The 24,845-nt window shown below is 66.8% G+C and carries 25 protein-coding genes and 1 pseudogene; 12 read left to right on the top strand and 14 right to left on the bottom strand.

What is annotated here, in order from left to right; translation table 11 throughout:
• The 3 genes from fdhF to AWB94_RS05220 are packed head-to-tail and all read right to left on the bottom strand — an operon-like array spanning position 1 to position 5,068.
• Positions 1-2,700 (bottom strand): formate dehydrogenase subunit alpha, encoded by a 2,700-nt coding sequence (gene fdhF, locus AWB94_RS05210; protein ID WP_062655005.1) that lies wholly within the window; start codon positions 2,698-2,700, stop codon positions 1-3.
• A complete protein-coding gene (locus AWB94_RS05215; RefSeq protein WP_064961226.1) occupies positions 2,681-4,150 on the bottom strand; it encodes an NADH-ubiquinone oxidoreductase-F iron-sulfur binding region domain-containing protein in 1,470 nt (489 codons plus the stop codon). Before AWB94_RS05215 ends, fdhF begins: the two co-directional genes overlap by 20 nt.
• 51 nt (positions 4,151-4,201) lie before the next feature.
• Positions 4,202-5,068, bottom strand: a complete 867-nt coding sequence (locus AWB94_RS05220; RefSeq protein ID WP_062655004.1) for a universal stress protein — start codon at positions 5,066-5,068, stop codon at positions 4,202-4,204.
• A 213-nt stretch (positions 5,069-5,281) separates the two neighbouring features.
• On the opposite strand from AWB94_RS05220, the gene AWB94_RS05225 reads away from it, so the two are divergent.
• The gene (locus AWB94_RS05225; RefSeq protein ID WP_062655038.1) at positions 5,282-6,181 is read left to right on the top strand and encodes a universal stress protein; all 900 of its coding nucleotides are present in this window, start codon (positions 5,282-5,284) and stop codon (positions 6,179-6,181) included.
• Positions 6,182-6,204: 23 nt separating this feature from the next.
• Here AWB94_RS05225 and AWB94_RS05230 read toward each other — a convergent pair whose 3' ends face one another.
• From AWB94_RS05230 to AWB94_RS05250, 5 genes are all read right to left on the bottom strand, one after another.
• On the bottom strand, positions 6,205-6,723 hold the full coding sequence (locus tag AWB94_RS05230; RefSeq protein ID WP_062655003.1) for an ANTAR domain-containing protein: 519 nt from the start codon (positions 6,721-6,723) through the stop codon (positions 6,205-6,207).
• Positions 6,724-6,795: 72 nt separating this feature from the next.
• Complete coding sequence (locus AWB94_RS05235) at positions 6,796-7,692, bottom strand: universal stress protein (protein WP_062655002.1); 897 nt, start codon at positions 7,690-7,692, stop codon at positions 6,796-6,798.
• 58 nt (positions 7,693-7,750) lie between these two features.
• Positions 7,751-8,575 (bottom strand): universal stress protein, encoded by an 825-nt coding sequence (locus AWB94_RS05240; protein ID WP_062655001.1) that lies wholly within the window; start codon positions 8,573-8,575, stop codon positions 7,751-7,753.
• Positions 8,556-8,771: a hypothetical protein gene (locus AWB94_RS05245; RefSeq protein ID WP_062655000.1), complete on the bottom strand. Its 216-nt coding sequence runs from the start codon at positions 8,769-8,771 to the stop codon at positions 8,556-8,558. Before AWB94_RS05245 ends, AWB94_RS05240 begins: the two co-directional genes overlap by 20 nt.
• Positions 8,772-8,798: 27 nt before the next feature.
• On the bottom strand, positions 8,799-9,230 hold the full coding sequence (locus AWB94_RS05250; protein ID WP_062654999.1) for an Hsp20/alpha crystallin family protein: 432 nt from the start codon (positions 9,228-9,230) through the stop codon (positions 8,799-8,801).
• A 216-nt stretch (positions 9,231-9,446) separates the two neighbouring features.
• Here AWB94_RS05250 and AWB94_RS05255 point away from each other — a divergent pair, with 216 nt between their 5' ends.
• Genes AWB94_RS05255 through AWB94_RS05265 form a run of 3 tightly spaced genes read left to right on the top strand, consistent with a single transcriptional unit; the run spans position 9,447 to position 13,266 of the window.
• Positions 9,447-10,283 (top strand): sigma 54 modulation/S30EA ribosomal C-terminal domain-containing protein, encoded by an 837-nt coding sequence (locus tag AWB94_RS05255; protein ID WP_062654998.1) that lies wholly within the window; start codon positions 9,447-9,449, stop codon positions 10,281-10,283.
• Positions 10,280-12,325 carry an erythromycin esterase family protein gene (locus tag AWB94_RS05260; RefSeq protein ID WP_062654997.1) on the top strand — a complete coding sequence of 682 codons (2,046 nt, stop codon included), beginning with the start codon at positions 10,280-10,282 and terminating at the stop codon, positions 12,323-12,325. Before AWB94_RS05255 ends, AWB94_RS05260 begins: the two co-directional genes overlap by 4 nt.
• A gap of 8 nt (positions 12,326-12,333) precedes the next feature.
• Positions 12,334-13,266, top strand: coding sequence for a 1-phosphofructokinase family hexose kinase (locus AWB94_RS05265; RefSeq protein ID WP_264022714.1), 933 nt, complete (start codon positions 12,334-12,336; stop codon positions 13,264-13,266).
• Between the two features lie 31 nt (positions 13,267-13,297).
• Here AWB94_RS05265 and AWB94_RS05270 read toward each other — a convergent pair whose 3' ends face one another.
• From AWB94_RS05270 to AWB94_RS05290, 5 genes and pseudogenes are all read right to left on the bottom strand, one after another.
• Positions 13,298-13,558 (bottom strand): Rv2628 protein family, encoded by a 261-nt coding sequence (locus AWB94_RS05270; protein ID WP_062654996.1) that lies wholly within the window; start codon positions 13,556-13,558, stop codon positions 13,298-13,300.
• 167 nt (positions 13,559-13,725) lie between these two features.
• Positions 13,726-14,325, bottom strand: a pseudogene (locus AWB94_RS05275) (dienelactone hydrolase family protein); the annotation flags it as partial.
• Positions 14,326-14,426: 101 nt separating this feature from the next.
• A complete protein-coding gene (locus AWB94_RS05280) occupies positions 14,427-14,903 on the bottom strand; it encodes a DUF5709 domain-containing protein (protein WP_062655035.1) in 477 nt (158 codons plus the stop codon).
• A gap of 69 nt (positions 14,904-14,972) precedes the next feature.
• Positions 14,973-16,097 carry an Rv2629 family ribosome hibernation factor gene (locus AWB94_RS05285; RefSeq protein ID WP_062654995.1) on the bottom strand — a complete coding sequence of 375 codons (1,125 nt, stop codon included), beginning with the start codon at positions 16,095-16,097 and terminating at the stop codon, positions 14,973-14,975.
• Positions 16,087-16,518, bottom strand: coding sequence for a nitroreductase family deazaflavin-dependent oxidoreductase (locus tag AWB94_RS05290; protein ID WP_062654994.1), 432 nt, complete (start codon positions 16,516-16,518; stop codon positions 16,087-16,089). Before AWB94_RS05290 ends, AWB94_RS05285 begins: the two co-directional genes overlap by 11 nt.
• 158 nt (positions 16,519-16,676) lie before the next feature.
• Here AWB94_RS05290 and AWB94_RS05295 point away from each other — a divergent pair, with 158 nt between their 5' ends.
• The 6 genes from AWB94_RS05295 to AWB94_RS05320 all read left to right on the top strand — a co-directional run bounded on the left by AWB94_RS05295 (position 16,677) and on the right by AWB94_RS05320 (position 22,291).
• A complete protein-coding gene (locus tag AWB94_RS05295; protein WP_062654993.1) occupies positions 16,677-16,946 on the top strand; it encodes a hypothetical protein in 270 nt (89 codons plus the stop codon).
• Positions 16,943-17,191 carry a hypothetical protein gene (locus AWB94_RS05300; protein WP_062654992.1) on the top strand — a complete coding sequence of 83 codons (249 nt, stop codon included), beginning with the start codon at positions 16,943-16,945 and terminating at the stop codon, positions 17,189-17,191. The genes AWB94_RS05295 and AWB94_RS05300 overlap by 4 nt, the downstream gene beginning before the upstream one ends.
• A 379-nt stretch (positions 17,192-17,570) precedes the next feature.
• Positions 17,571-19,286, top strand: coding sequence for a GAF domain-containing sensor histidine kinase (locus AWB94_RS05305; protein WP_084394977.1), 1,716 nt, complete (start codon positions 17,571-17,573; stop codon positions 19,284-19,286).
• 264 nt (positions 19,287-19,550) lie between these two features.
• Positions 19,551-20,318 carry a hypothetical protein gene (locus AWB94_RS05310; protein ID WP_131805198.1) on the top strand — a complete coding sequence of 256 codons (768 nt, stop codon included), beginning with the start codon at positions 19,551-19,553 and terminating at the stop codon, positions 20,316-20,318.
• 77 nt (positions 20,319-20,395) lie between these two features.
• A complete protein-coding gene (locus tag AWB94_RS05315; RefSeq protein ID WP_062654990.1) occupies positions 20,396-20,938 on the top strand; it encodes an ABC transporter ATP-binding protein in 543 nt (180 codons plus the stop codon).
• A gap of 81 nt (positions 20,939-21,019) precedes the next feature.
• Positions 21,020-22,291, top strand: coding sequence for an alpha/beta hydrolase family protein (locus AWB94_RS05320; RefSeq protein ID WP_234811631.1), 1,272 nt, complete (start codon positions 21,020-21,022; stop codon positions 22,289-22,291).
• Here the strand turns inward: AWB94_RS05320 and AWB94_RS05325 are convergent.
• The gene (locus AWB94_RS05325; protein ID WP_062654989.1) at positions 22,233-23,096 is read right to left on the bottom strand and encodes a universal stress protein; all 864 of its coding nucleotides are present in this window, start codon (positions 23,094-23,096) and stop codon (positions 22,233-22,235) included. The genes AWB94_RS05320 and AWB94_RS05325 overlap by 59 nt on opposite strands.
• 210 nt (positions 23,097-23,306) lie before the next feature.
• Between AWB94_RS05325 and AWB94_RS05330 the strand changes: the two genes are divergently transcribed.
• On the top strand, positions 23,307-23,666 hold the full coding sequence (locus tag AWB94_RS05330) for a hypothetical protein (RefSeq protein ID WP_062654988.1): 360 nt from the start codon (positions 23,307-23,309) through the stop codon (positions 23,664-23,666).
• A 96-nt stretch (positions 23,667-23,762) separates the two neighbouring features.
• Complete coding sequence (locus tag AWB94_RS05335; protein WP_062654987.1) at positions 23,763-24,755, top strand: Acg family FMN-binding oxidoreductase; 993 nt, start codon at positions 23,763-23,765, stop codon at positions 24,753-24,755.
• Positions 24,756-24,845 lie beyond the last annotated feature (90 nt).

Genomic DNA, 24,845 nt, shown 5'->3' on the forward strand with positions numbered 1-24,845 from the left:
TCACCAATAGCCAAGTTCGTTATCAGCCGGCGCTTCCCGAGCCAGGTGGACCGCGGTCACCTTGTATTCGGGCGTGTGCGTCGTCGGGTCACGGCCCGTTCCCAGCAGTGCGTTCACCGCGACGTCCGGACAGCCGAAAGTGGTGAACACCGTTGCAGACGGCAGGCCGTCGTCGAGACGGCACGGCATGGTCACGGTGCCGTGGCGGCTGCGGATGCGGACCGTTTCTCCCTGGACCAGGCCCAGGGCCGTCGCGTCCCCGGGTGATATGTCCAGAACCGGTGTACCGCTCAATGCTGCCGTCGCGGATCGGCTCGTCATGGTTCCGGCATTGAACGTGTATAGCTGGCGGCCCGTGACGAGGGTGAACGGGAAGCGTTCGTCGCTCATTTCGGCGCTGCGTCGATAGTCGACGCGACGCAAGCTGGCGCGTGTACCGATTCCGGGGAATGCGTCGACGTGCAACACCGTCGTTCCGGGATGTGAGCCGTCCGGACACGGCCACTGGAGGCCGCCGGGGTGGTCCAGGCGGGCGTAGGTCATGCCGGCGCCGGCCGGCCAGACACGACGGATCTCATCCCAGACATCCGCGGGTTGCCGATACGAGAATGCCGGCCCCCACCCGCATGCGGCGGCCGCTCGGCTGATGATCTCGGCGTCGCTCTTGGCCGATCCCGGCGGCCGCACCGCAGCGCGGAATCGTTGGACACGGCGTTCGGAGTTCATGAAGGTGCCGTCCTTCTCGAAAGCCGAGGCCGCCGGCAGGAAGACCGTGGCGCAGTGCCGGGCGGTCTCGTTCAAGAACAGATCCTGTACCACGAGCACGTCCAACTCGTCCAGGGCCTGCCGCACGACGGTGGTCTGGGGTTGGGTCAGCAGGATGTCCCATCCGATCACCCAGAGGGCCTTCAGCGTGCCGCTACCGGCGGCATCGAGCATCTCCATGGCGTCCAGACCGGTCGCGTCGGGAATCGGAGCCCCCCAGATGGCGGCGGTGTGATCCTTGGCCGTTTCCAGGGGGACGGAACCGGTCAGGTGGTGCGGTTCGCATCCCATCAGGGCGGCGCCTTGGACATTGTTCTGGCCTCGCAGGGGATTGCACCCGGTACCCGGCTTCCCGATATTGCCGGTGAGCAGGGCCAGATTGGCCAGGCACATGACCGCCTCGGTGCCCTGCACCTGCTCGGTCACGCCCAGGCCGTGAAACTGCAGCGACGGGCCCTGCTGGGCGTACAGGCGTGCGGCGCGCCGGACGTCGGCGGGATCCAGGCCGGTCACTTCCGCGGTCCGCTCGGGCAGATAGGCCGCGATGAACGCGCCGAAGTCGTCGAACTGGTCCACCCGCCGAGCGACGAAATCCGCTGCCACCAAACCCTCGTCGAGAATCGCGGCCGCCATCGAGTTCAACACCGCCACCGAGGTTCCCGGCCGCGGCTGGAGATGGACGTCGGCGGACGCGGCAAGCTCGATGCGACGCGGGTCGATGACGATGAGGTGCGCACCGCGCAGGACTGCCTGCTTGATGCGCGCTCCGACGATCGGGTGCGCCTCGGTGGCGTTCGAGCCGCACACCATGATGGTGCGGGCCATCTCGATGTCGTCGAATGAATTCGTTGCCGCACCGGTGCCGAACATCGACTTCAGGCCCGCGGCGCTCGGCGCATGACATACTCGCGCGCAGCAGTCGATGTTGTTGGTACCCAATGCGACCCTGGCGAATTTCTGGGCCAGATAGTTCTCCTCGTTGGTCGCTCGTGCCGAACTCAGCACTCCCACCGCCGCCGGGCCCCTCCGGTCGAGGACCTTCCGGAAGCCGGCGACCGCCGCTTCGATGGCTTCATCCCAGCCGACAGGACGCCACCGACCGGCGGTGTCGCGCAGCATCGGCGTGGTGATCCGATCCGGTGCGTGGGTGAAGCCGTACCCGTAACGTCCCTTGACGCAGAGGTGGCCCCGATTGACCGGCGCGTCGACGAGCGGGCGGATCTCGGTGATCCGACCGTCACGGGTACCGACCGACATCTCACATCCCACCGCACAGTACGGACACGTGGTGCGGGTCCAGTCGGTCGGCGGCGCTTCGGACGCCGAACCGCTATCGGTGAGGGCCTCGGTCGGACAGGTGTCGACGCACGCTCCGCAGGAAACACACGAACTCGCAGCCAGGGTGGTGCCCGAGTCGGGCACGACCTCCGATTCGATTCCACGGCCCTCGATGCGCCAAGCGAATTGGCCTTGCAGCTCGTCGCAGATCCGCACACAGCGCCAACAAGAGATACAGCGGTTCAGGTCGACGTGGATTGCCGGATGCGAGTGATCGATCAGGTCGATCACCGCAGTGCCGGTCGGGACGACAGTGTGGTCGGCGAGAAGCCGATGGAACGGCAGGTCGGGGGAGTCGGACACCGCGCTGGCCGGATAGCGCCCAACCAGCATCTCCAGCAGGGTCTTTCGGAGTGCGTGCAGGGTCGGGGTAGCGGTACGCACGACCATCGCGTCGGTGACGGGTGTGGTGCAGGCGGCGGCCGGCCGGTGCGCACCCGCGACGTCGACCACGCAGAGCCGGCATGTGCCGGATGGGCGCAGTCTCGGGTCGTGGCACAGGGTGGGGATGTCGATGCCCGCCGCGTCCGCTGCCGACAAGATCGAAGTGCCGTCGGGACAGGTCACCGCGAGCCCGTCAATGGTCAGTCGGGGCACCGTAGAGCTCCTTGCCGTAATGGGTGATCACGCTGAGGGCGAACTCAGCAAGGCCGCCGCCGTGCCCACACAGGCTGGTAGCGGCCAGTGCTTGCACGATGGATTCCCATTCGCCGCGCTCCGAGCGGGCCAGCGGCCGGCTGAACAGGGTTTCGATGCGGGCCGTGCCCACCCGGCAGGGGGTGCAGGCACCGCAGGATTCATAAGCTCCGAACCGGAACACGTGGTGTACCAGATCAACGATCGAGGTGCTGTGGTCGAAGGCGATGATCCCACCGTGACCGACACCGGCACCGATATTGCGCAGCGGGTCGAACGCGAACGGCACGTCGAGACTCCCGGGGGGCACGACCCCGGCCAGCGGACCGCCGACGATGACACCGCTCAGTTCGCCGGCCACGCCGCCACCGAGACGTTCGACTATCTCCCGCAACGGGATTCCGAATTCCACCTCGTAAAGCCCGGGGCGTGCGAACAGCGAATTCAGTGCTACCGCCTTGGTGCCCCGGCTGGATCCCGATCCCATGGCGGCGAACTCGCGGCCACCGTGGCGCAGAATCCACGGCACCCCGGCCAGGGTCTCGACGTTGTTGACGACGGTGGGCAACCCGAACAGCCCGGACTGCGCCGGATACGGGGGGCGCGGTCGGACCATCGGCCGCCGGCCTTCCAGGGCGTTGAGGAGCGCGGATTCTTCACCGCAGACATAGCTGCCGTGACCCTGGACAACGGTCACCGTCAGACCACGCGCGGGGCCGAACACCGCCGGGCCGAGGATTTCGGCGTCCTCGGCCTCGGCCACCGCGGCACGCACGGCCGCCAGCGCGCCCGGATACTCCCGCCGGACATACACATACGCCAGTTCGGCGCCCGTGGCGAAGGCTGCGATGGCCAATCCCTCGAGCATCGCGTGCGGGTCGTTCTCCAACAGGATGCGGTCGATGTAGGCGCCGGCGTCGCCTTCATCCGCATTCACCACGACCACCCGCGGGCCTGCCGGGCCCGTCCGGGCGGAACGCCATTTACGGCCGGTCGGGTAGCCGGCTCCACCCCGCCCGCGCAACTGTGATTCCTCCACCTCGGCCAACGTGGCCTCGGCGCCGATGCTCAGGGCACGTCGCAGCCCCTCGTAACCCCCGTCACGGAGGTACGCCTGCAGTTCGGGAGCTCCAACCGTTGCGCAGCGGCCGAGGACAACAGCGGTGCTACAAGCGATCTCGACGACCGGCTCGGTCGTGTCATCTCCACGTGCGGGAGCGTCATAACAGCGGCCCAGACAGTACAGCCGTGGGTCGGCCGACTCCGCGCCGACCCACCGTTCGGGATCTCGGTGGCGGGCCACAAAGCACGCCGTTCCCTGACAGGGCTGGGCACCGATATCGACCGCCGAAAGGTGGTAGAACGATCGCGCCAACGGCGGGCGGCGGTCGTCGTGCCGTGGTGTCGCCACACCGACGAGTCTCGGCCTGGCCCGCCCGGCCCGCTAGGGGCCAAAGTCACCTCACCATGGGCCGTACCGGGGAGCGATGAGCACCGAGCAGTTCAGGTCGGTGAGTGCGGCATAAAGGCCTGGGTCGCCGAGTTCGGTCAATTGATTGGCGGTGTCATGACCCAGTACGACCAGCCCGACGGTATCGACGTGTTTGGCCAGGTAATTGATGGGGCTGCCGGCCACCGCGACCGCCTCGATATCGACTTCCGGATACAGCCGGCGATACCGGTCCAGCGCGTGCTCCAGGTTCAGTTTGGCATGCCTGGTGCCCTCGGCAGTGGCGTGACTGTCCTGGATGTCGGTGAATCGGGGTCGCCAGCCGGTCACGACTCGCAGCGCGGCGTGGCGTAGTCGGGCTTCGTCGATCGCGTGCCCGAGCACGGTGGGACATTCCGGGGAGTCGGTGAAACCCGTGACAATGGAACGATTCCGGTGTGCGGGTTCCTCTCCGTTGACGATGGCGACCAGGCAATGGGATTGGTCGAGCAACTGCCCAAGTACCACGCCACGGTGTGTGCTCGGAGCTTCACCGAAGCAGGCAGCATCGACGCAGAGCATTGCGGCCGACTGCGATGCCTTCGCCAGTGCGGCGAGCAGGCGTTCGTAGACGATCTCGACTTCGATCTTCACCGGGCGGTTGGTCGATTCGATGGCCATTGCCGCGTGCCGTACGGCGCTCTCGGCGACGGCGAAATCGTGTGCGGTGCAGAGACTGTCGAGCTGAGCCGGCTCATGCGGCTCGATCGCGTACAGGAGCCGCAGCGGAAGGTCTCGGACCAGCGCCTCGTCGACGGCCCACAGGGCAGCATTGAGCGCTCGGCGTGACCCGTCGATGGCGACGACGACGGCCGGGGATGGGGGTGCGATATCGCGCATCTGGTACTCCGTAGCGGGCTTGTTGGTGCTTGCCCTCGAACCTAGGTTCCCACGCCGCGGCGGGACGAGGGCCGAAGGTCCCTTCGAGGTCGCCGTTGATCACCGCGATGGCGGCACCGATGGGTGATTGATGACTTTGGGCCCTCGTGGCCCGGTCCACCGGGGACCAGAATGCTCCTCAAAACGTACCCGCGCGGACCGGAGGTGCTCACCATGAACCGTGCTGACCAAGTGACCGGAAAGCGGTTCGGCGTCATCGTCGGAGCCGACGGATCACCCGCTTCCCGGGTCGCGGTCGACTGGGCGGCCCGCGAGGCCGAGTCACGCCGCAGCACACTGACCGTGGTGCATGTGGTCCCGACGGGCACGATGGTGTCCTGGATGGACGTGCCGATCACCGAGGGCTACTGGGCCGAACGCGACCGACGCGCCGAGAAGGTGATCACCGACGCCCTCACGCTGGTCGCCGACGCGATCTCGGATCGACCGGCCATTACGGTTGCGCGCCGCATCATGGAAGCTCCCACCATCCCCACATTGGTGCAGATGTCCGCGGCAGCCGAGATGGTCGTGGTCGGATGCCGTGGTCTCGGCGGCGTCAGCCGACTGCTGCTCGGCTCGGTCTCCACCGGTTTGGTGCACAGGGCACACTGCCCGGTTGCCGTCGTGCGCGACGAAGATCCGTTGATGCCGGATCCGGCGCATGCGCCGGTGGTGGTGGGAACCGACTGCTCACCGGCGTCCGATTTGGCCACCGACATCGCATTCGACGAGGCCGCACGCCGCGGTGCGCAACTCGTCGCCGTGCACGTCTGGAGCGACCAGATCGACGATCTCGCCGATTACCTCTGGACCGACGGCGAGCAGTCGGCCCGACGTGCGCTTGCCGAGTACCTCGAACGCTGGACACTTCGGTATCCGAAGGTGGCGGTTCGTGCCGTGGTGGAGCGCGACCACCCTGCACGACGCCTGCTCGAGCACGCCGACAAGGCGCAGTTGCTCGTCGTCGGCAGCCACGGCCGGGGAGGCTTCGAAGGCATGGTGCTCGGATCGGTGAGCTCTGCGGTCGTGCACGGGGCACGGATGCCGGTGATCGTCGCCCGGCGATCGTGATCTCCCCGCGCACCGCTTCCCGCTCAGGTGTAGCCGCCGCCCTCCTCGGGATCGGCCGCCCACAACCGTTCGTCGTCATCGTCGACGGTCGTGCGCTGTTCGAGCACATCGGCCGGATCGGCCTCGATGCTGCCGATGGGCTCGTCGGCGAACAATGTGGGCGCAACCATCCCGTCGGATTGCTCGGCGAGGTCGGCTTCGTCGGCGCGGGGGATCGCCTCCATCAGGTTCGGGCGCGGCTGAGGGTGATGTCCCGGCTGCGAAGTGGGCAAGGCCGTCGGATTCTTGGTGCCATTGCCGGCGTAGCGTCTGGCGAGCAGCGTGCCCCACGACTGCTCGGCGGCGGCCAGAACCGCACCTCGTATGCCTGGCGTGATCGTGTCGTCCACCATCGCCATGAGCGCTTCGGCCAGCTCGATGACCGAGACGTTGTGACGTTTGGCCGCATCGACAAGCTCGGCGAACGCGTCATCGCGGTGGCATTGTCCGAGCGCGACGAGAACGCCCTCGGCAGCGCCGAGGCTGCGCCGTGGGTCTCGCACGGTATCTCTGTGAGAGCTGCGATGTCCCGATGATTGCACGTTCGCTCCGTTCCTCGTGTTAGTGCGGTCGCGTCAGTCGTTGCGCGCAACGATCAGTGGCGTATCGATTTCGTGGGCGATCACCGAACTCACCGACCCGAGCAGCATGCCGGCGAAACCGCCGCGGCCGTGACTGCCGAGGACCACGAGCTGCGCCGTTTCCGACTGCGCCAGAATATGTTCGACTGGGTGGTCGCGCACGAGGATCTTCCGTACGGCGACGTCGGGGTAGCGTTCCTGCCATCCGGCCAGCCGTTCGGACAGGATCTCACCGGCCTCGGCTTCGACCGCCGACCACGGTACGGGCATCACCTCCGGCCACTCCACATCACTGAAGGCATGCAGTGCGACCAGTTCGGCGTGCCGCCACGAGGCCTCGTCGAAGGCCAGCGCCGTCGCACGCTCGGATGCGGGCGATCCGTCGACACCGAGCACCACCGGCCCGTTCTCGTGTGCCGCGGCAACGGTGCCGCGGATGATCGCCACCGGGCAATGCGCGTGGTGCAGCAGCGCGGTGCTGACCGATCCCAGGAGCGCACGGCCCACCGCGCCCATCCGTCGACTGCCGACCACCACCATGCCGGCTTGCTTGGTCAGGTCGATCAGCGTGGGCACCACTGCGGCAACCGGTGTCTCGGTGTTGATGTGCAGCTCGACGCCGGGCACGCTTTCGCGGGCGATGCGCACGGAGTCGGCGATGATCTGGTCGGCTTGTTGTTGCTGCCAAAGGCCGAATTCCTCGCTGATCGGTGAACCGAACATCCCGGGACCGGACCAACCGGCACTGAGGGTGCTGATCACGTTGACGATGGTCAGGTCCTGGCCACGCCGGGCTGCCTCGGTGGCCGCCCAGCGCACCGCGTCGTCGGAAGCTCCCGACCCGTCGACCGCGGCGAGGATGCCCTGCTGGAGTTTGGTGTTGAGGCTCATGAACTATTCCTTTCATTGTGGGGATCGATGGTGTGCTCGGTGGAAGTCAGCGTGGATATCACCGCACGACCAGAACCGAGCACCGGCCGTGGGGGAGAGGTGAATAACTCTGTGGGCCAATAATTGTGGCCACCTTGTCGGCGTCATCCGCACCGAGTACGGCCAGTTGGATCTGTCCGTCGGCGTTGTCGGCGAGGAACCGGGGCAGGTCGGCCAGTGTCGGCACCGGGTAGACATGCACATCGGGGTAGCGGTGCGTCCACTGCTCGACGCACTGCTCGAGCGCCGTGTACGGGGTCTTCCCGAAGTCGTCTTGCCAGACTCCCACCGCTATCAGCGGTGCGTGCCGATTCCTGGCTTCGTCCAAGGCAGCACGGAAGACGGCATCGTCGCGCTGCGCGCGTCGGAAGCCGACCACGATGACCCCACCGTTGCGGTTCGTCGTGACGGCATCATCGTGCCGTACGACGGCCACCGGGCAGTCCGCGTGTTCGGCCACCGACTCGGCCGTGGAACCGAGCACCTTTCCGGCCACCCAGTCGATCCCGGTCGATCCGACGCATACCAGGGCCGCATCGCGTGATTCCGCGATCAGCGCGGCCGCGGAATGCCCGCGCCGGACCACCGGGTAGGTGGACACCGGTTTGCCCGTTGCCGCAATGGCTTCGACGGCGTGCTGCAGCGCGCGCTCGGCGGACTCGTTCTCGATCTGGGTGTCAGCGTGAACGGTTCCCGGCAAACGTTCGTCGTCCACAACATAGACCAGTCGTAGCGGCGCGTCCCGCCTGATCGCTTCGTCGACACCCCATAACGCCGCATTCACCGCGGCGTCGGATCCGTCGATGCCCACGACCACCGGTGGGTTACCGGAACGCCGGCGCATCAGGAACTCCGGTGTCCTTGCGGCAATCGGTGACTCGACCACCGTCGAGGACGGTCATGGGCGTCGGTGGCCAGGTGCGGTGGTCGCCGCACGGGTGCACACCACGGGCCGTCCGCGGCCGGTGATGGGCGCGGTAGAGGACCGCGACGCCGACCGTGGCCATCAGGCCGGCGAGAACGGGACGTTGTTTGCCCATGGTGACCCCGTACCTAGAACGACATGTTCACTTCGACGATTCGACCGTGACCCGCTTCTCGGGTGTCGCGGGTTCCGTGAGCGGAACCGACACGCTGAGGATGCCTTTGTCGTAGCTGGCCTTGATGCCGTCCTCCTCGGCCCCGGCCGGCAGCGTCACCGAACGCGTGAAGGATCCATAGGAGAACTCCGAGCGGCCGTTGGATTCCTTCTTTTCACTGCGCTCGGCCTTGATCGTGAGTACTCCGCCCCGGACGGTGATCTCCACGTCCTTGTCCGGATCGACCCCGGGGAGTTCGGCCTGCAATTCGTACTTGCCGTCCGCGATGGCGTCTTCGACCTTGATGATGTGGCCGTTGAACATCGGTCGAAGGGTGGACCAGGACGGGAAGCCCGACAGGAACTCGGACAGATCCGGCCACGCCGGCCGATGGTGCTGCGCAACTGCGACGTTGTTCATGGTGTGCTCCTTGTATCGATTGGCGTTCTGCCATCACGAATTCGACCACTGGGCGCAGTGCCTGACTAGGGACCGAAGTCCCTGGCCTGGAGGCCGTTTGTCGGGCGAATAGGGTCTGCTGCACCAGTCGGGAATGCCCTTCCAGGCGGTGCCGGCGTACTCGCCGGTGACCTTCGGCCCTAACGATGCGGGCACGTAGGGCGTACCAACGAAGGCATGACTGACGTGCCGCAGGCCGCACCTACCTTCGACGTTGAGATTTCCACCGACGGTGACTTTCCGGATGTCGGTGACTACGCCCGCACCAAGTTGGGCAAGCTTGCCCGGCTCACCCACGTACCGGTGTCTCATGCTCGGCTCAGGCTGAGCAGGCACCGCGACCCGGCCGTCGACCATCCTGTCGTCGCGCAGGCATGCCTTGATGTCGGTGGGCGGGTCATCTGCGCCGAGACGGAAGCAGCAACGGCGGGCGCGGCCATCGACGAGCTGGAATCGCGGTTGCGGGTCCGGCTGATGCGCGTGTTGGAGGCCAGAGGCTGGCGGCACCGTTCCCAGGACGCTCCGCCGTGGCGGCGGCCGACCGAGCGTGTCGATGCGCCTTCCGAATCGGTTCCCGGCATCGCCCGGCGCAAGTCCTTCGCGATGGCTCCGTGCACCGTTGACGTCGCCGTCGGTGAAATGGAGTTGCTTTCCTACGATTTCCACCTCTTTCACGAGATCGGTTCCGGCACAGCGGCCCTGGTGTACCGCGGCGGTCCGACCGGTTACCGGCTGGCCTTGGTGGCACCGGGGCTGGCTGCGCAGGTGGCCGCGTACCGACGGCTGGTGACGATCAGTCCCCATCCGCTGCCGTGCCTCACCGAGTGCGAGGCACGCGATCGCCTGACGCAACTCGATCTCCCCTTCGTGTTCTTCATCGAGGCCAGTCAGGGGCGCGCCTGCGTGCTGTACCGCCGCCACGACGGTGACTACGGGCTCATCACACCGGCGGGCCAGCAGCAGCCGGTCGTCTTCAACACGAAAACATCTATGACGAAACGGAGTGACTCATGACCACTGCACGGGCTCTGGGCGGGCATCAGCCCAGGCGAATGTTCCGGGATCGCCGCGAGGCCGGTCGTGTCCTGGCCGAGTTGCTGGGTAGCTACCGCGGCAAGGAAGGCGTCGTCGTGCTCGGCCTGGCCCGCGGCGGCGTGCCGGTGGCATGGGAAGTCGCTGCGGCACTGGGTGCTCCGCTGGACACTTTCGTCGTCCGGAAGTTGGGTGCGCCCGGACACAACGAATTCGCGATGGGTGCGCTGGCCACCGGTGGCCGGGTGGTGGTCAACGACGACGTCATCCGGGCGCTGCGGGTCACCCCACAACAACTGCGTGACGCCGCGGAACGAGAAGGCCGCGAACTCGCGCGGCGCGTCGGCGCCTACCGAGCGGGCCGGCCACCGGTGGAATTGGCGGGTAAGACGGTGATCTTGGTCGATGACGGTCTGGCGACCGGGGCCAGCATGTTGGCCGCCGTCGAGGCACTGCGCGAGATGGATCCCGCCGAGATCGTCGTCGCGGTTCCCGCGGCCCCCGAGTCGACATGCCGCGAGTTTGCGGCGCTGGTGGACGATCTGGTCTGTGCGTCGATGCCCACGCCGTTCCTCGCCGTGGGAGAGTCGTTCTGGGACTTCGAACAGGTCACCGATGACGAGGTGCGTGAACTTCTCGCCACGCCGACCGTGGGCATCGCCACCGCCAAGCTTCGGATCGCCGAAACACCGGCAGAGATCATCGCCCGCTGCGCTGTCGATGCCCCTTCGGGTATACCGCCGACCGAGGCGCTCGAGGAGATCATCGGCGATGCCAGGGTCGTCCTGATCGGCGAGGGCTCACACGGCACCCGCGAGTTCTACGAGGCGAGGGCGGAGATCACCAAATGGCTGATCCAGGAAAAAGGCTTCTGTGGTGTCGCCGTGGAAGCCGACTGGCCGGACGCGTATCGGGTGAATCGGTACGTCCGTGGCTACGGGGCTGACGCCTCTGCAGACGAGGCTTTGAGCGGGTTCGAACGCTTCCCCGCCTGGATGTGGCGCAACACCGTGGTGCGCGACTTCGTCGGATGGCTTCGCTTGCACAACACCGAGCGTCGGGCGCAGGGCCGGCGCGAGGCCGGTTTCTACGGGCTGGACCTCTACAGCCTGCACCGGTCGATGGACGAGGTCATCAACTACCTGGAGAATGTGGATCCCGACGCGGCCCAACGGGCCAGGGAGCGATACGCCTGCTTCGATCGCACGTCCGGCGACGACGGACAGGCCTACGGTTTCGCCGCCGCGTTCGGCGCCGGCATGTCGTGTGAGCGACAGGTGGTCGAGCAGTTGGTCGAGCTGCAACGTGCCGCGCTGCAGTACGCGCGTCGCGATGGTCTGTTGGCCGAGGATGCGTTGTTCTATGCGCAGCAGAATGCGCAGACCGTCCGAAACGCCGAAGTGTACTACCGGGCCATGTTCGGCAGCCGCGTCACGTCGTGGAACCTGCGGGACCAACACATGTTCCAGACCCTCAAGACCTTGCGTGCCCATCTGCACCGACACGACCATGATGAGCCGGTCGGGATCGTGGTGTGGGCACACAACTCTCACGTCGGAGACGCCAGGGCGACCGAAGTCGGTGCGGACGGGCAGCTGACGCTGGGTCAACTGGTGCGGGAGAGTTACGGTGAGCAATCCCGGCTGATCGGCTTCACGACGTACAGCGGCACGGTCACCGCCGCCAGCGAGTGGGGCGGCGTGGCCGAACGCAAGGTGGTCCGGCCGGCGTTGAACGGCAGCGTCGAAGAACTCATGCACGAGGTCGACAGGCCCGAGTTCCTGGTGTCGTCACAGATCACTCGTGACGTCGCCGAGCCGCTGGACGCCGTCCGTCTGGGGCGGGCGATCGGCGTCATCTACCTGCCGGCCACCGAGCGGCAGAGCCACTATTACCACGTGCGGCCCGGTGACCAGTTCGACGCGATCATCCACATCGACCGGACCACCGCGTTGGAGCCCCTCGAGCCCACCAGCACGTGGGCCGCCGGAGAAACACCGGAAACCTATCCCACCGGCCTCTGAGGGATCCGGTGATTCTCACCCTGACGATGAATCCGGCACTCGATGTCACCGTCGAGGCTGGTCATGTCCGACCTACGGACAAGATCCGTTGCCGTGCAGAGCGATACGATGCCGGTGGTGGTGGCGTCAACGTGGCCCGATTCGCCCACGCCCTGGGCGCCGACGTCCTGGCGGTCCTCACCGCGGGTGGGTCGACGGGGACACACGTCGTGGAACTGGTCGATGCGGCGCACGTGCCCAATCTGCCCATCGCCGTAAACGGGATCACCCGGCAGAGCCTGACCGTGAACGAGTGTGCAACGGGACAGCAGTACCGTTTCGTGTTGCCCGGGCCCGTTCTGACTGTCGAGGAACAGCGGCGGTGCCTCACCCTACTGGCGGACGCCGCGGTGTCGGCCGACTTCGTCGTCGCGAGCGGTAGCCTGCCGCCCGGCGTCCCGCCCGACTTCTATCAGCGGGTGGCTGACATCTGCCGCCTGCGGAATGTCCGCCTGGTCGTCGACACCTCCGGCGGAGGGTTGACACACATCACCTCGGGCGTGTTCTTGCTGAAGCCGAGCCTGCGGGAGCTGCGCGAATGTGTCGGTCGTCCGCTTGCCTGCGAAGCCGATCAGGTGGCTGCGGCGCAGGAACTCATCGACGCCGGCAGGGCCGAAGTGGTTGTGGTTTCGCTCGGCGAGGAGGGCGCGCTTCTGGTGACGGCACACGACAGTTCACGCATCGCTGCCATTCCGGTGTCCGCGGTCAGTGGGGTGGGCGCCGGAGATGCGTTGGTCGCGGGTCTGGTCGTCGGGCTGGCCCGGGAATGGCCGCTTCCTGCGGCGGTGCGCTACGGGATTGCGGCGGCGACGGCGAAACTACAGACACCGGGCACCTCGGCGTTCAGCCGGACCGAGGTCGACTGCCTTTTCGATGGTTTCGACGCTACTGCGGGGCGCTGAACGCGATCGCAATCACGGTTTCCAAGGACCATCAAGCCGCCACGGCGACATCGATCGACAGGGCATCAGCCAATGCGTGCGCCGCGGCCCAGTTGCCTTCGCACACCGTGCGGGCGAAGTCCGAGGCGATGCTGCTGTGCACCCCGAGTTGTGCCAGCCAGTTCGCCACCGTCGTGTCGAGCTGATCGGCCGATACGCAGACACAGCGTTCCCGGTGCAGGCGATCGGTGAGAATGTACCTGGTGGCCGGAGTGGTGCCCTTGCGCCGGCCCAAGCAGATGAAGGTCTTCATCGGTAGCTCCTCGGTGAGTCCGTCTCCCAATCACATCAATTCGGATCGCCGTCGGATACGGCCGTATATCCCTGCCTTGGAGAGCCTTTGGTCCCTGGTGTCGGTGTGGCGACGGGACGGGCGCCGTCGTCGAGACCGCAGACCCATAGCGGATCGGGCCGGCCGGTTCAGGACGTGGCGACGCCGACCAGGTGGCGGATGAACCAGTCCCGGGCCAACAGTGCTGCCTGCTCCAGGGTGCCGGGCTCCTCGAAAAGGTGTGTTGCGCCGTCGATGACAGCGATGCGGCATTCGGCCGTCATTGCCGCCTGGGCGCGGCGATTGAGTTCCAGCACGATTTCGTCGCGTCCGCCGACGATCAGCAAGGTCGGTGCGGTGACATCGGCCAGTCGCGGGCCTGCGAGATCAGGACGTCCTCCGCGGGACACCACTGCCGCGATGTCGATTCGCTCGTCGGCGGCCGCCGCCAGCGCCGCACCGGCTCCCGTACTGGCGCCGAAGAACCCGATCGGTAATCCGGCGGTGTCCGGATGGTTCGTGAGCCAGCCGGTGACATCGATGAGCCGGTGCGCCAGCAGCCCGATATCGAAGACATTGGCGCGGTCGGCTTCCTCGGCTCGGGTGAGCAGGTCGAACAGCAGTGTCGCGAACCCGGCGTCGTTCAGCACTCCTGCGACGTACTGGTTGCGCACACTGTGCCGGCTGCTACCACTTCCATGTGCGAATATGATTGCGCCGCAGGGGTTGTCTGGGATGGTCAGGAGACCATCGAGTTCGGCCGTGATGGTTGTCACCCGCACCTGCGCGGTTGTGAAAGCGTGGGACTGCTGCATGTGAGTGCTCCCTGGTAAGCCCGGTCCGAACCGGATCATTCATCGACCACAAGACTTTGGTCGGCGTTCTCGATCACGTGCACGGCGGCCTCCTCCGCAGACGCGGCTCCACCGCAGATGCCGACGTCCGTTGCGACGAGTTGTGCTTCGGTATCCTCACCGTGTCCGAGGTCGGGGGCGACGAGTCGTCCGGCACGGGCGCGTCCCACCTCCTCATGCCGGGGGAACTCGGCCTCCTGCTCGGCGGCATCGGAGCGGTGCAGTTCGGCCTCGTCCAGCGGCACGTTGAGGCGTGCTGCCGGATCGGGCTCCTCCTGCGCAAGAAGACGATCCATATCGCCCGACGGTATGAGGGCGGCCGTTCCGACCGGCCGTTCCGGCGCCGAGAACCCCTCGTCGAGCGCGTCGGTGACGCCGCGGTCCACCAGCGTGTCCTGGGGCTGCAGCTGATCCTCCATGTCAGTGGTGTCTGGGCCGGTGACAGGAGCGCCTGTCAGTTGCGAGTCACTCATCTGCCGTTCCTCGTGTGTACGTGTCATGACTGGTTGTTGCCGATCCTGGGCCGTTGGCGAGGCGCCGCTCTAGGGTCCTTGGACCCTCGATGACGCGGCCCTCGGATAGCGCAGCAGCGCCCCCACTCCGTCGGTGAGCGACGGTCCGTCTGGTACCCGAACCACAGATGCGCCCGAGAGCACGGCCAAGAAGGGCAGGGCTTCATCGGCCGGTGCTACCCCAACAGGCGCTTCGCCGAACTCGGAAAGGGAGTCGGCATCCGGAGCGATGATGCCGAGATCGTGTCCGGTGACCACCGTGGCGCTACCCAGCGGCCCGACCATCAGCGTCTCCACGGCACCGTCGGACAACGCCGCACATACGTCCGGCAACCCCTGGACTGCCAGCCCCGACCGGCGCGCCGTCTCGGCCTCGTATCGGGCCACCGCGTCGGCGACCCGTTCCTGCTCCAGGCGTGCGAATTCCGCGGCCACTCGTTCGGCGACCTCCCGTTCGGTGGTGCGGCGGCCCTGTGCACCGCCCGGAAGGGGGACGGCCAGCGTGCCGACCCGGGCTGGCAGCGCCGAGATGAGCTCGGTGCGGGCCCGCACTTCACCGCAGACGAAGACGATGGCGGCATCGCAGCCATCGACGGCGGCGGTGACCTGCTCGGCGACGAAACGGATGTTCATCCGCACCGCCTCCTCGGCGGAATGTTCGACATCGCCGTAACCGTGCCAGCCGGCGGCGGCCGGTTTGTGGACCGGAAAGCCCGGTCCCTCGACGGTTTCCGTGCGAGTTCCGTGGTGTCCGTGCACTGCGAGATCGGCGCCGAGATGATCGACGGATACGAACACGTACGGCCGGTGTGCGGCCGAAACGGCCAGCACGGGCAACAGATACGGGTAAGAGGACACCCGCAGTATCGTGGCCACCGGCACCGTGGCGAGCTGCTCGTCGAGCAGCACGCCGTCGGGCCCGGCGATGATCAACCGGCCCTTTCGGCCCGCCGCTGGGAGACTGCGCACGACGGCCCGTTGCAGGGTGGCGATCACGTCTGCGGACACCGCGTTGTCCTCCAGTTCCCTGGCGATGACCGTCCAGCGGGCGTGTGCCTGTTGCGCCGCGTCGTGTGTTTCGTGGCTGTCGTCGACGAGCAGCGAGACGAACGGCCCGCGTGCCTTGGTGATTGCGTGCAAAGCGTTATCGGTCATGTCCGGCCTCCTTGGTCTCGGGCGCCAGGTCGAATTCGGCGAACTGGTCGATTCCGAATCGTTCGAATACCTGCCGACGTCGCTCAGGCAGCGCGGCAGCGGCCACCGCACTGTCGACGACGCGTGGGCTGACCACCTCGCAGCGTTCGCCGCCGGCGGTGACGGTGGCGGTTCCGGCGGCGCGGGAGTTGAGGAACCAGTCCGTGTCGGCGCCGTAGGGCAGCGGGATGAGTACGCCCGTCGCGGTCCGGATCGCCACGACCGGGGTCCGATGAACGATGCCGGTGCGGCGCCCGACGTGCTGGATCACCGCGGCGTACCAATGTTTGCGACCCGCCAGTTTGAGCATCAGCGGATTGAGTAGATGTTTGTTGAACCTGCGCATCGTCGAATGGCCTGGGCGGGTGGAGTTGTTCGGCATCTCTCGATGGTGATCGAACGTGGCTCCCGTGAGCAGGGGTAAAGGGCACCCGCCGTTGAGGACCAAAGTCCCTTCGGTGCACTGGTGACTTTGGTCTCTATGCCCCGTTCGGTCCACCGGAACACGATGGATCAGCACCGGTTCCGGAGGGAGTGACGATGGGTACCGCGACCGCCAGAGTCAGCCTGACTCGAAGCCAGCTCGACGACGTGGCCTGGCAGTTTCTTCGGTCGGAGTTCACCGACGATGTCTATGCGCACTGGCCCATCGACCGTCGGCTCGACGTTTTCCTGCTGCATCGTGGCTACCGCCAATTGCACGACGACGGTTCGGCGTGCAGCGCATTGCTCGACCGGGTGATGGACAATTTGCCGGTTGCCGCGCAGATCGGTGTTCTACCGGTACGCAACGCCGGACAATCGTCGTGAACGTGGTCACCGAAGAGGTCAAGGACTTGGCCGTCACCCCGAGTCTCGTTGACCACGGCGCCAACGACGACCACACGGTCGAGCGGCAGATCGACCTGGACTGGTTGAAGGTCCTTGGCGGGGTACACCCGCGGTTCGGCTTCGACATCCCCGAGTTCGACCACGACAGATTGCAGAGCCTGGCCGACATACTCGGGTACGTATTCAGTCGAACGGAACTTCGCCCGAGGTCTTCCCCCGCCTGAGGCGTGCATCCGCGGCGCGCTGACGTGCCGCGAGGGCGTGCAGGCGGGTTTCGGTGGCCTGCTTGCGTGCTTTCCGCGCGCGGGCGACGGTGCGCCGGGCGAGCACTTTGCCGTCGCCGGGATCTCCCTGACTCCGCCTGCGGTAGGCCCGCTGCCTGCAGGCGCTGCCGCAATATTGCGCGTCGGCACGACCGTAGAAGGTGGTGCCGCATTGCCAACAGTGCAACCGCTGCGCGGGCATAGTCCAATATGTTACGGCTATCCGTAACGGCACCTCATCGTTCGCATTCTGTCTGCAATTGACGCCGGCGACTCTTTTCCGGGGTCGATTTGGCTGGCACACTCCAGAAGGGAGTAATCCAGCACCGCAGGGGACCGGATGACGGAGGACAGCAGACCGAGCTCGGCTTTCGCGTGGCGGCGGCCGGACGAGCTGCGGCGCATCCACGATCAGCTCGACGAGCTTGCGGCCGACCGGGATCAACTGGGACTGCTGCTCCAACTGGCCATCGAGATCAGCTCCGATCTGGAGCTGGATCCGACACTGCATCGGATCGTCCACGCCGCGCTCACGCTGACCACGGCACGCTACGGCGCGATCGGGGTGTGGGGGCCCGATAACCTGCTCACCTCGTTCGTGCACGAGGGTATGGACCCGCGCACCGTGCAGCGCATCGGTCACCTGCCGGTCGGCAAGGGGATATTGGGGGCGCTGCGGGAACGGACGGATCTGTTGCGCCTGGAGGATCTCGCCGAACACCCCGCCTCGGCCGGCTTTCCGGACGGTCACCCGCCGCTGCGGTCTTTTCTCGGCATGCCGATCCGGATTCGGGGTGAACCGTACGGCAGCCTGTACATGGCCGATGACCGGCCCGGGCACCGCTTCACCGCCGCCGATGAGCTGACGGTCCGCGCGCTGGCGTCGGTGGCAGCGGTCGCGATAGACAATGCGCGCTTGTTCAAGCAGATGCGGATGGCCGCGTCGTGGACGAATGCCAGTCGGGAGATCACCGCCGCAGTGCTCTCCGACGACCATCCCGAGTTGCTACGGCCGCTGCGGCTCATCGCCGAACGCGCTCTCGAGCTCACCGACGCTGAGCAGGCCATCGTGCTGATCCCCGATGACCCGGATGCCGTCGTGGACGAGGTGCAGACGTTGCTGGTGTCCGCCGCCGTCGGCACGTATGCCGACGACGTGCTCGGGCAGCGCATCCCGGTGAGCGGCTCCACCACCGGAGAGGTCTTCCGCTCCGGTGAGCCGATGATCACCGAGACGTTCCGCCGGCCGATCGAGGCCTTCACCGATGCCGGTGAACGTCCGGCGATCGTCGCACCGTTGCGGGCCGAGCAGCACACCCTGGGCGTGATCGCCGTGGCACGCAACGCTTCTGCGCCGCCGTTCGACACCTCCTATCTCAGCCTGGTGCGCGACTTCGCCGGCCATGCGGCCATCGCGCTCACAATTGCCAGGGCCCGGCGCGACACCGCGGAACTCAACCTGCTTTCCGACCGAGAGCGCATCGCCCACGACCTGCACGACCAGGTGATCCAACGCGTGTTCGCGGTGGGGATGGATCTGCAAGGGGTCATCGCCCGCATGCGTAACCCCCAGTTGGTCCAACGGGTTTCCCGGTCGGTCGACGAACTGCAATCGGTGATCACCGATATCCGCACCACCATCTTCAATCTGCAGAAGTCGTCGGCAACGCACGAGGGTTTCCCGTCGCGTATCCATGACCTGTTCGAAAGCCTCACCGAAAACATCGATGTGGCCGCCTCGCTGAACGTCAGCGGTCCGCTGAGCGTCGTCACGGCCACCCTCGCCGACCATGCGGAAGCCGTTTTCACCGAGGCGCTGAGCAATGCGATCCGCCACTCGGGCGCCACCGAGATCATCGCGAGCATCACGGTCGATGACGAACTGTCCATCACGGTCTCCGACAACGGCAGAGGCATACCGCCCGACAACCGGCGCAGCAGCGGGCTACGCAATCTGGCCCGGCGGGCCGAGTCGGCCCATGGCGAGTTCACCGTCGGAGATCGCGCGGGTGGCGGTACCGAAGTCGTATGGAGTGTGCCGCTCACCGTGGAATGAATCCGCGCCGGTGCGGCCCGCGGCGTCCGGGGTTCGGTGAGCGGTCGTGGGACCAAGGTCCCCACGCGCACAGACCAAAGCCAGTCGTGATGGACCCTCACGCGGTCATAGCCTCAGGTGATCACTGACGTGTTCGGATGACCGAAAGTCTTGCCCATGGACGCCTCCACCCCGCCGGTCGTTGCCTACGTCGACGGATCGTCGTCCTCGAAGGCTGTTGTACGGTACGCGGCACGGGAGGCGACCGGCCGCGGAACCGGCCTATTGCTGCTCGCCGCGCTGCCGGTTTTGGACGGCACCCGTACTACCCGCGAACGGCAGGCCGCGGAGGTGCTCCGCTCGGCAACGACGGAGGCTCTCGGTGCGGCGGGTGCCGATCTGCGGGTCGGTACCCGAGTCGATTGCGGCGCTGAGGCAGACATTCTCGTCACCCGCCCGCACCGGGCAGCGCTGCTGTGCCTCGACGCGCAGGACGCGCGAGCATCAGCAGTATTGGGTGCGGCGCGGTCACCGGTGCTGTTGTTATGGAATCCGCAGCGACAGCGGTGGGCGTCCGAGGACGGATGGGTGGTCGCGGTCATCGCAACGGAGGCGGCTGCGGCGAGGGTGCTGCACGCTGCGATGCGCGAGGCGCGGCTGCGCGACAGTGCCGTGATGGTGCTGGCTCCGCACGGAACAGAACCCGATGCGTATACGCGCGAGGCCCGATCGGTCTGTCCGGAGGCTGATCTCGATGTATGGGTGATGCCGCGGCCGACGGACCTGATCGCGATGGTGTTGCAGCATCCCGATCTGGATCACCTGATCGTCACCACAGCCGATGACACGGCACTGCTGGCTTCGCTGGTCGGAAACCGGGAATTGGACGCGATGCAGGCGCGGCTGGAGGTACTCGTGCTGCCACGGGCAGAGAACGATGACGAACGATGCGACGACGACAAGTCAGGGCCAGAGATGACATTCGGCCCTGTTCGACGCGAGTTCAGCGGGATTACCGTGCATGACAACCGAATAGAAGGGCTGCGACGATGAACGATTCGAACCAACCGGGCCGAGATCGGGCTGTCGGCGTGTGCGTCGACGAGCACGTGCGGTCGTCGCGCTGAATCATGACCACGATTCGCGCGTCCCGGCGTCGTTGGTATCGCTCGGTGGCGGCGGTAGCCGCTGTCACGTTCGGTGTCGCCGGGCTGGTCGTCGCGGCGATGGTGGTGATCGGTCGGTCCGGCGCCCCGCAGGACACGGGCCATATCACCCGGTCCGAGCGTGCGGCGTTCGTGCAATGGTGGTCGGTCACGTACGGCGAGGTGACGGCGTTACAAAATGCGCTCGACGAAGCGCAGCGTTCGGTGCAGCGCGGTGACCGGCCCGGACTCACCGCGGCATGCCAGAGGATGCATGACATCGCCGCCGTCGAACTCGTCGCCCATCTGCCCGCACCGCAACCGGATCTGAGCGCCGAACTCGAGGCGGCGGCCACAGACGCTCACGCCGCGGCGCATATGTGCCTGTCGGTATTGGAGCAGACGCAGAACAGCTACGACGCGGAGTTCGTGTCCGATGTCGATCAGGCGGATCGGCAGTTGAGAGCCGCGGTGGAGAACGCCGACAAGTACCTTGCCGGGGAGTCCACAGAATCGGCCGGCCAATGACCGTCGATGGTGTCGTGTCCGGATCGGGTGGTGACCGAGTGCTCCTGCGTCCGGCCAGTTCTCGCGGATAGCGTCGACACGATGAGATCGCCACTGCACGGAGTGCTCCGACCGCTCACCCGGACCGGTGGGTACTACGCACGGTCCTGGCGGGACTACCTGTACGGCGACTCACCGGATCTGCCCGTCGCCCGGCCGACGTTGGCCCTGACGGCCGAGGCCCTCCGCGATGAGGTTGCGTTGATCGGTCTTCGCGCCCGCCGCCCACTCGGCGACGAGCATGAGTTCGAGCGGATTCACGGCGAAGTTGTCGCCGCGCTGGAGTTCTACGGTGCCCGCGGGTGTTTGGCCGAGCCCACCAGCTTCTTCACCGCGCCAGGTCCGTTGGCGGATGTCGAGGTGACCCCAGTACGGCGCGGAAGCCGGTTCTACGCCCGGATGCGCTGGGAAAGCGGCTTTGCTCCGGGCCCAGGTGAGCCCGGCGGGACGCGATGGACCACGTATCGCGCGAACGCCAGGGCATATGGACTTCTGCTGCGCCACCACGAGCCGCGTCCGTGGTTGGTGTGCGTGCACGGAACCGAAATGGGCCGGGCGGCCATCGATCTCGCATTGTTCCGGGCCTGGTATCTGCACGATGCACTGGGGCTCAATGTGGTGCTCCCGGTGCTTCCAATGCACGGACCCAGGGCCAAGGGATTGCCCAAAGGTGCGGTCTTCCCCGGCGCGGACATTCTCGACGATATCCACGCGACAGCGCAGGCCGTATGGGATATCCGCGGTCTGTTGGCCTGGATCCGCCAGCAGCAGCCAGGGGCCGCGGTCGGACTGTACGGACTGTCACTGGGTGGTTTCATCGCCGCGCTGGTGGCAAGCCTTGATCGGGACCTGACGTGTGCGGTGCTGGGCGTGCCGGTCGCCGACCTCATCGACCTGCTGAGCCGGCATTCCGGTCTGGGCCGCGATGATCCGCGACGCCGAACAATCCTGTTGGCCACCGCGCTCGGTCGGATGATCTCACCGCTTGCCCTGTCGCCACGTGTCCCGCCCGCCGGGAGATTCATCTACGCGGGTCTGGCGGATCAGGTGGTGCACCCCCGCGAACAGGTCACCAGACTGTGGGAGCACTGGGGCCGGCCGCAGATCGAATGGTATAGCGGTGGGCACACCGGGTTCTTCCACTCGCGCCCGGTGAACCGCTTCGTGGTCGATGCGTTGGTGCGGTCCGGCCTTGTCGCGCAGGGCGTCGGTCTGCCGGGTCCCGCTGAGTTGGCCGACTCTGCCCAGACGACAGTCAGCGCGAGCGCACCACCACGATCGGTGCCTTCGCCGCCTGGGCCACGGTGCCGCTGACGGAGCCCAGAAGGGCTCCCGTCACCGCCCCGTATCCATGACTTCCGACGACGACAAGTTGCGCGGTGTCGGACAGTTCGACCAGTCGTCGGGCCGGCTGGTCGGGAACCACCACGCGCTGCACGTTCACCTGTGGGTAGCGGCGTTGCCAGGAGGCCAGCTGTCCGGCGACCTCGGCATCGACGTCCGGTCGCAATTCATCCCAGTCGAAGCCGGGCAGCTCGAAGGCCCCCGCGGACCACCACGCGTGCAGGGCGACGAGATCGACACCGCGGCGACCAGCCTCCTCGAACGCCAGGGTGGTCGCTTCCTCGGACGCGGTGGACCCGTCATAACCCAGCAGGACCGGGGCACGGGAGCCCGACGGCCGGTGTCCGTCGTGAATCACCGCCACGGGGCAATGGGCGCGATGCACAACGGCGGTGCTGACACTGCCCAGAACGGTACGGGCGAGCGCTCCGCGGCCACGTGCCCCCACCGCGACCATTCCGGCCGTGCGTGACGCGTCGATCAACGCGGCGGCCGGCGCTGCCTGCGCGTACTCGCTGACCACGTCGACGGATCCGTTCGTCGCCTCGCGCACGGTGCGGGCAGCCGCGTGCAGAATGTCCTTGCCACGGTCGAGCTGCCATTCCAGATATCCGCTCGGCGCCGGTGCCACCGGCCAGGCGGCGATCGGCGGCGCGGCGGCGTGCAACAGGACCAGCGTTGCACCGTGCAGCGCCGACTCGGCGGCGGCCCACTCCAAGGCGACCTGTCCGGGATCCGAACCATCCACGCCGACAACGATTTTCTCGATCTTCACGTGTTGCCCTGCCGTCCTCTCTCGGTTCCGGGAACGAGCGGCTGCCCAGGACTCTAGTCGTAGCGCTCGACCGCGACCTAGAGCCATATGTCCCACATGCGACCGCGCCCGTGAAGGGACTTCAGGCCCTAGTGCCCGGGTCACACGGGGTGATGTGATTCCCCGACGTCCCGCGACACGCCGGGGACGAGCGAACAAGGAAGTGGGCTGATGGATACTTCGACTGGCGTCTCGGCGGAGAAATCTGTCTCAGAGCGGCGCGGCGGAAGCCCCGTGTGGCTCAACTGGCTGTTGGCGCTGTTGACCGTGCCGGTTGCGATGGCGGTGATGCTGTTCGCTTTCGCCGCCGTGATGGGCCTTGCGCGATGCACCGAGGGTGCGTGCCCCCATATGGGTCCCGGGGAATTCTGGTTCGGGATTCTCGGGTACGGCCCGCCATTCGTGGCTTTGGCGGCGATCGTCGCATCATTCTTCACCGCATCGCGCAAACACGCGGTCTGGGTCCCGGTGGTGGCACTCGGACTTCTGGCCGCCGATCTCGCCGTCCTGGCGATCACCTTCCGGGCATAGGTCCCTTGCCCCGACGACCTCCGACCCTTGACGGCGCCGCTCATCGAACGCGCATAGTCGAAGGGCAGCACCATTCGAAGCAGAGGTACGGCCATCATGTCCGGTTATCGTCTCGACGCCGAAACGGCGAATGCCGCGTTGTCACTGGCAACGCGCGCGCCATCGGTACACAATTCACAACCCTGGCACTGGCGCGTCGGACCGCACAGTGTGCACTTGTTCGCCGAGCGGTCATTGCAGCTCGAGCACACCGATCCTGATGGCCGCGACCTTGTCGTCAGTTGCGGCATCGCGCTGAACCATTGCACCGTCGCGCTGGCGGCACTGGGCTGGCAGGCCAAGATTCATCGGCTTCCCAACCCAGAAGAGCCGGATCACCTCGCGTCGCTGGAGCTTCACCGCAGCCCGGCCGGGGAGACGGATATCTCACTGGCGTCGGCGATCCCGCGCCGCCGAACCGACCGGCGGCACTTCAGCGCGTGGCCGGTACCACCGGGGCACGTCGCCATGATGGGTGCCCGCGCAGCGAGAATGGGTGTCACGATGCGGCGCATCGATCCCGACGAGGATTTCCGCGCAATCCTGGAGCGCGCCCGGCGCCGGCACGGCGAGGACGCCGGCTACCTGAGCGAACTGGCGGCGTGGAGTGGGCGTTACGGTGCGGTGGCAGGCGTTCCTGCGCGTAACACCCCGGAGCCGGACCCGGCCGCCCAGGTGCCCGGGCGTATCTTCGCGGGTGCGGCGCTGTCTCAGCCCGAGGATTCGACCGCCGCGGACGATCACGGCGTCGTGCTGGCACTCGGGACCGCCGCGGACGATGCGGTGGCGCGTCTGCGAGCCGGTGAAGCGACCAGTCAGATCCTGTTGACTGCAACATCCATGGGACTGGCAAGCTGCATCTTCACCGAGCCGTTGGAGCTTCCCGAGACACGTGATCAGTTGCAGGCCAAAGTGTTCAGCGGTAGCCATTTCCCCCAGGTGTTGCTACGCATCGGTTGGCTGCCGCCGAACGCCGACCCGTTGCCTGCGACCCCCCGGCGCGCGATCGGTGATGTTGCGGGCCGACTGGACGGCGAACCGTTGGACTAGCACCCTGGCCAAAGGTCGACCCAGGCGGTGACCTTGGACCCTAAGCGTTTTGGCCAACGTCGGACATGCTGGGGACATCACTACCGGTCG

Origin of the sequence: Mycolicibacterium canariasense (genome assembly GCF_002101555.1) — a bacterium.
Lineage (GTDB): Bacteria > Actinomycetota > Actinomycetes > Mycobacteriales > Mycobacteriaceae > Mycobacterium > Mycobacterium canariasense.

What these genes read in the sequence shown, in the direction of transcription:
- AWB94_RS05220 (WP_062655004.1), bottom strand. Translation starts at nt 5,068, where the DNA reads ATGCGCGATATCGCACCCCCATCCCCGGCCGTCGTCGTCGCCATCGAC.
- AWB94_RS05225 (WP_062655038.1), top strand. Translation starts at nt 5,282, where the DNA reads ATGAACCGTGCTGACCAAGTGACCGGAAAGCGGTTCGGCGTCATCGTC.
- AWB94_RS05235 (WP_062655002.1), bottom strand. Translation starts at nt 7,692, where the DNA reads ATGAGCCTCAACACCAAACTCCAGCAGGGCATCCTCGCCGCGGTCGAC.
- AWB94_RS05240 (WP_062655001.1), bottom strand. Translation starts at nt 8,575, where the DNA reads ATGCGCCGGCGTTCCGGTAACCCACCGGTGGTCGTGGGCATCGACGGA.
- AWB94_RS05245 (WP_062655000.1), bottom strand. Translation starts at nt 8,771, where the DNA reads ATGGGCAAACAACGTCCCGTTCTCGCCGGCCTGATGGCCACGGTCGGC.
- AWB94_RS05250 (WP_062654999.1), bottom strand. Translation starts at nt 9,230, where the DNA reads ATGAACAACGTCGCAGTTGCGCAGCACCATCGGCCGGCGTGGCCGGAT.
- AWB94_RS05255 (WP_062654998.1), top strand. Translation starts at nt 9,447, where the DNA reads ATGACTGACGTGCCGCAGGCCGCACCTACCTTCGACGTTGAGATTTCC.
- AWB94_RS05260 (WP_062654997.1), top strand. Translation starts at nt 10,280, where the DNA reads ATGACCACTGCACGGGCTCTGGGCGGGCATCAGCCCAGGCGAATGTTC.
- AWB94_RS05270 (WP_062654996.1), bottom strand. Translation starts at nt 13,558, where the DNA reads ATGAAGACCTTCATCTGCTTGGGCCGGCGCAAGGGCACCACTCCGGCC.
- AWB94_RS05280 (WP_062655035.1), bottom strand. Translation starts at nt 14,903, where the DNA reads ATGAGTGACTCGCAACTGACAGGCGCTCCTGTCACCGGCCCAGACACC.
- AWB94_RS05285 (WP_062654995.1), bottom strand. Translation starts at nt 16,097, where the DNA reads ATGACCGATAACGCTTTGCACGCAATCACCAAGGCACGCGGGCCGTTC.
- AWB94_RS05290 (WP_062654994.1), bottom strand. Translation starts at nt 16,518, where the DNA reads ATGCCGAACAACTCCACCCGCCCAGGCCATTCGACGATGCGCAGGTTC.
- AWB94_RS05295 (WP_062654993.1), top strand. Translation starts at nt 16,677, where the DNA reads ATGGGTACCGCGACCGCCAGAGTCAGCCTGACTCGAAGCCAGCTCGAC.
- AWB94_RS05305 (WP_084394977.1), top strand. Translation starts at nt 17,571, where the DNA reads ATGACGGAGGACAGCAGACCGAGCTCGGCTTTCGCGTGGCGGCGGCCG.
- AWB94_RS05315 (WP_062654990.1), top strand. Translation starts at nt 20,396, where the DNA reads ATGACCACGATTCGCGCGTCCCGGCGTCGTTGGTATCGCTCGGTGGCG.
- AWB94_RS05320 (WP_234811631.1), top strand. Translation starts at nt 21,020, where the DNA reads ATGAGATCGCCACTGCACGGAGTGCTCCGACCGCTCACCCGGACCGGT.
- AWB94_RS05330 (WP_062654988.1), top strand. Translation starts at nt 23,307, where the DNA reads ATGGATACTTCGACTGGCGTCTCGGCGGAGAAATCTGTCTCAGAGCGG.
- AWB94_RS05335 (WP_062654987.1), top strand. Translation starts at nt 23,763, where the DNA reads ATGTCCGGTTATCGTCTCGACGCCGAAACGGCGAATGCCGCGTTGTCA.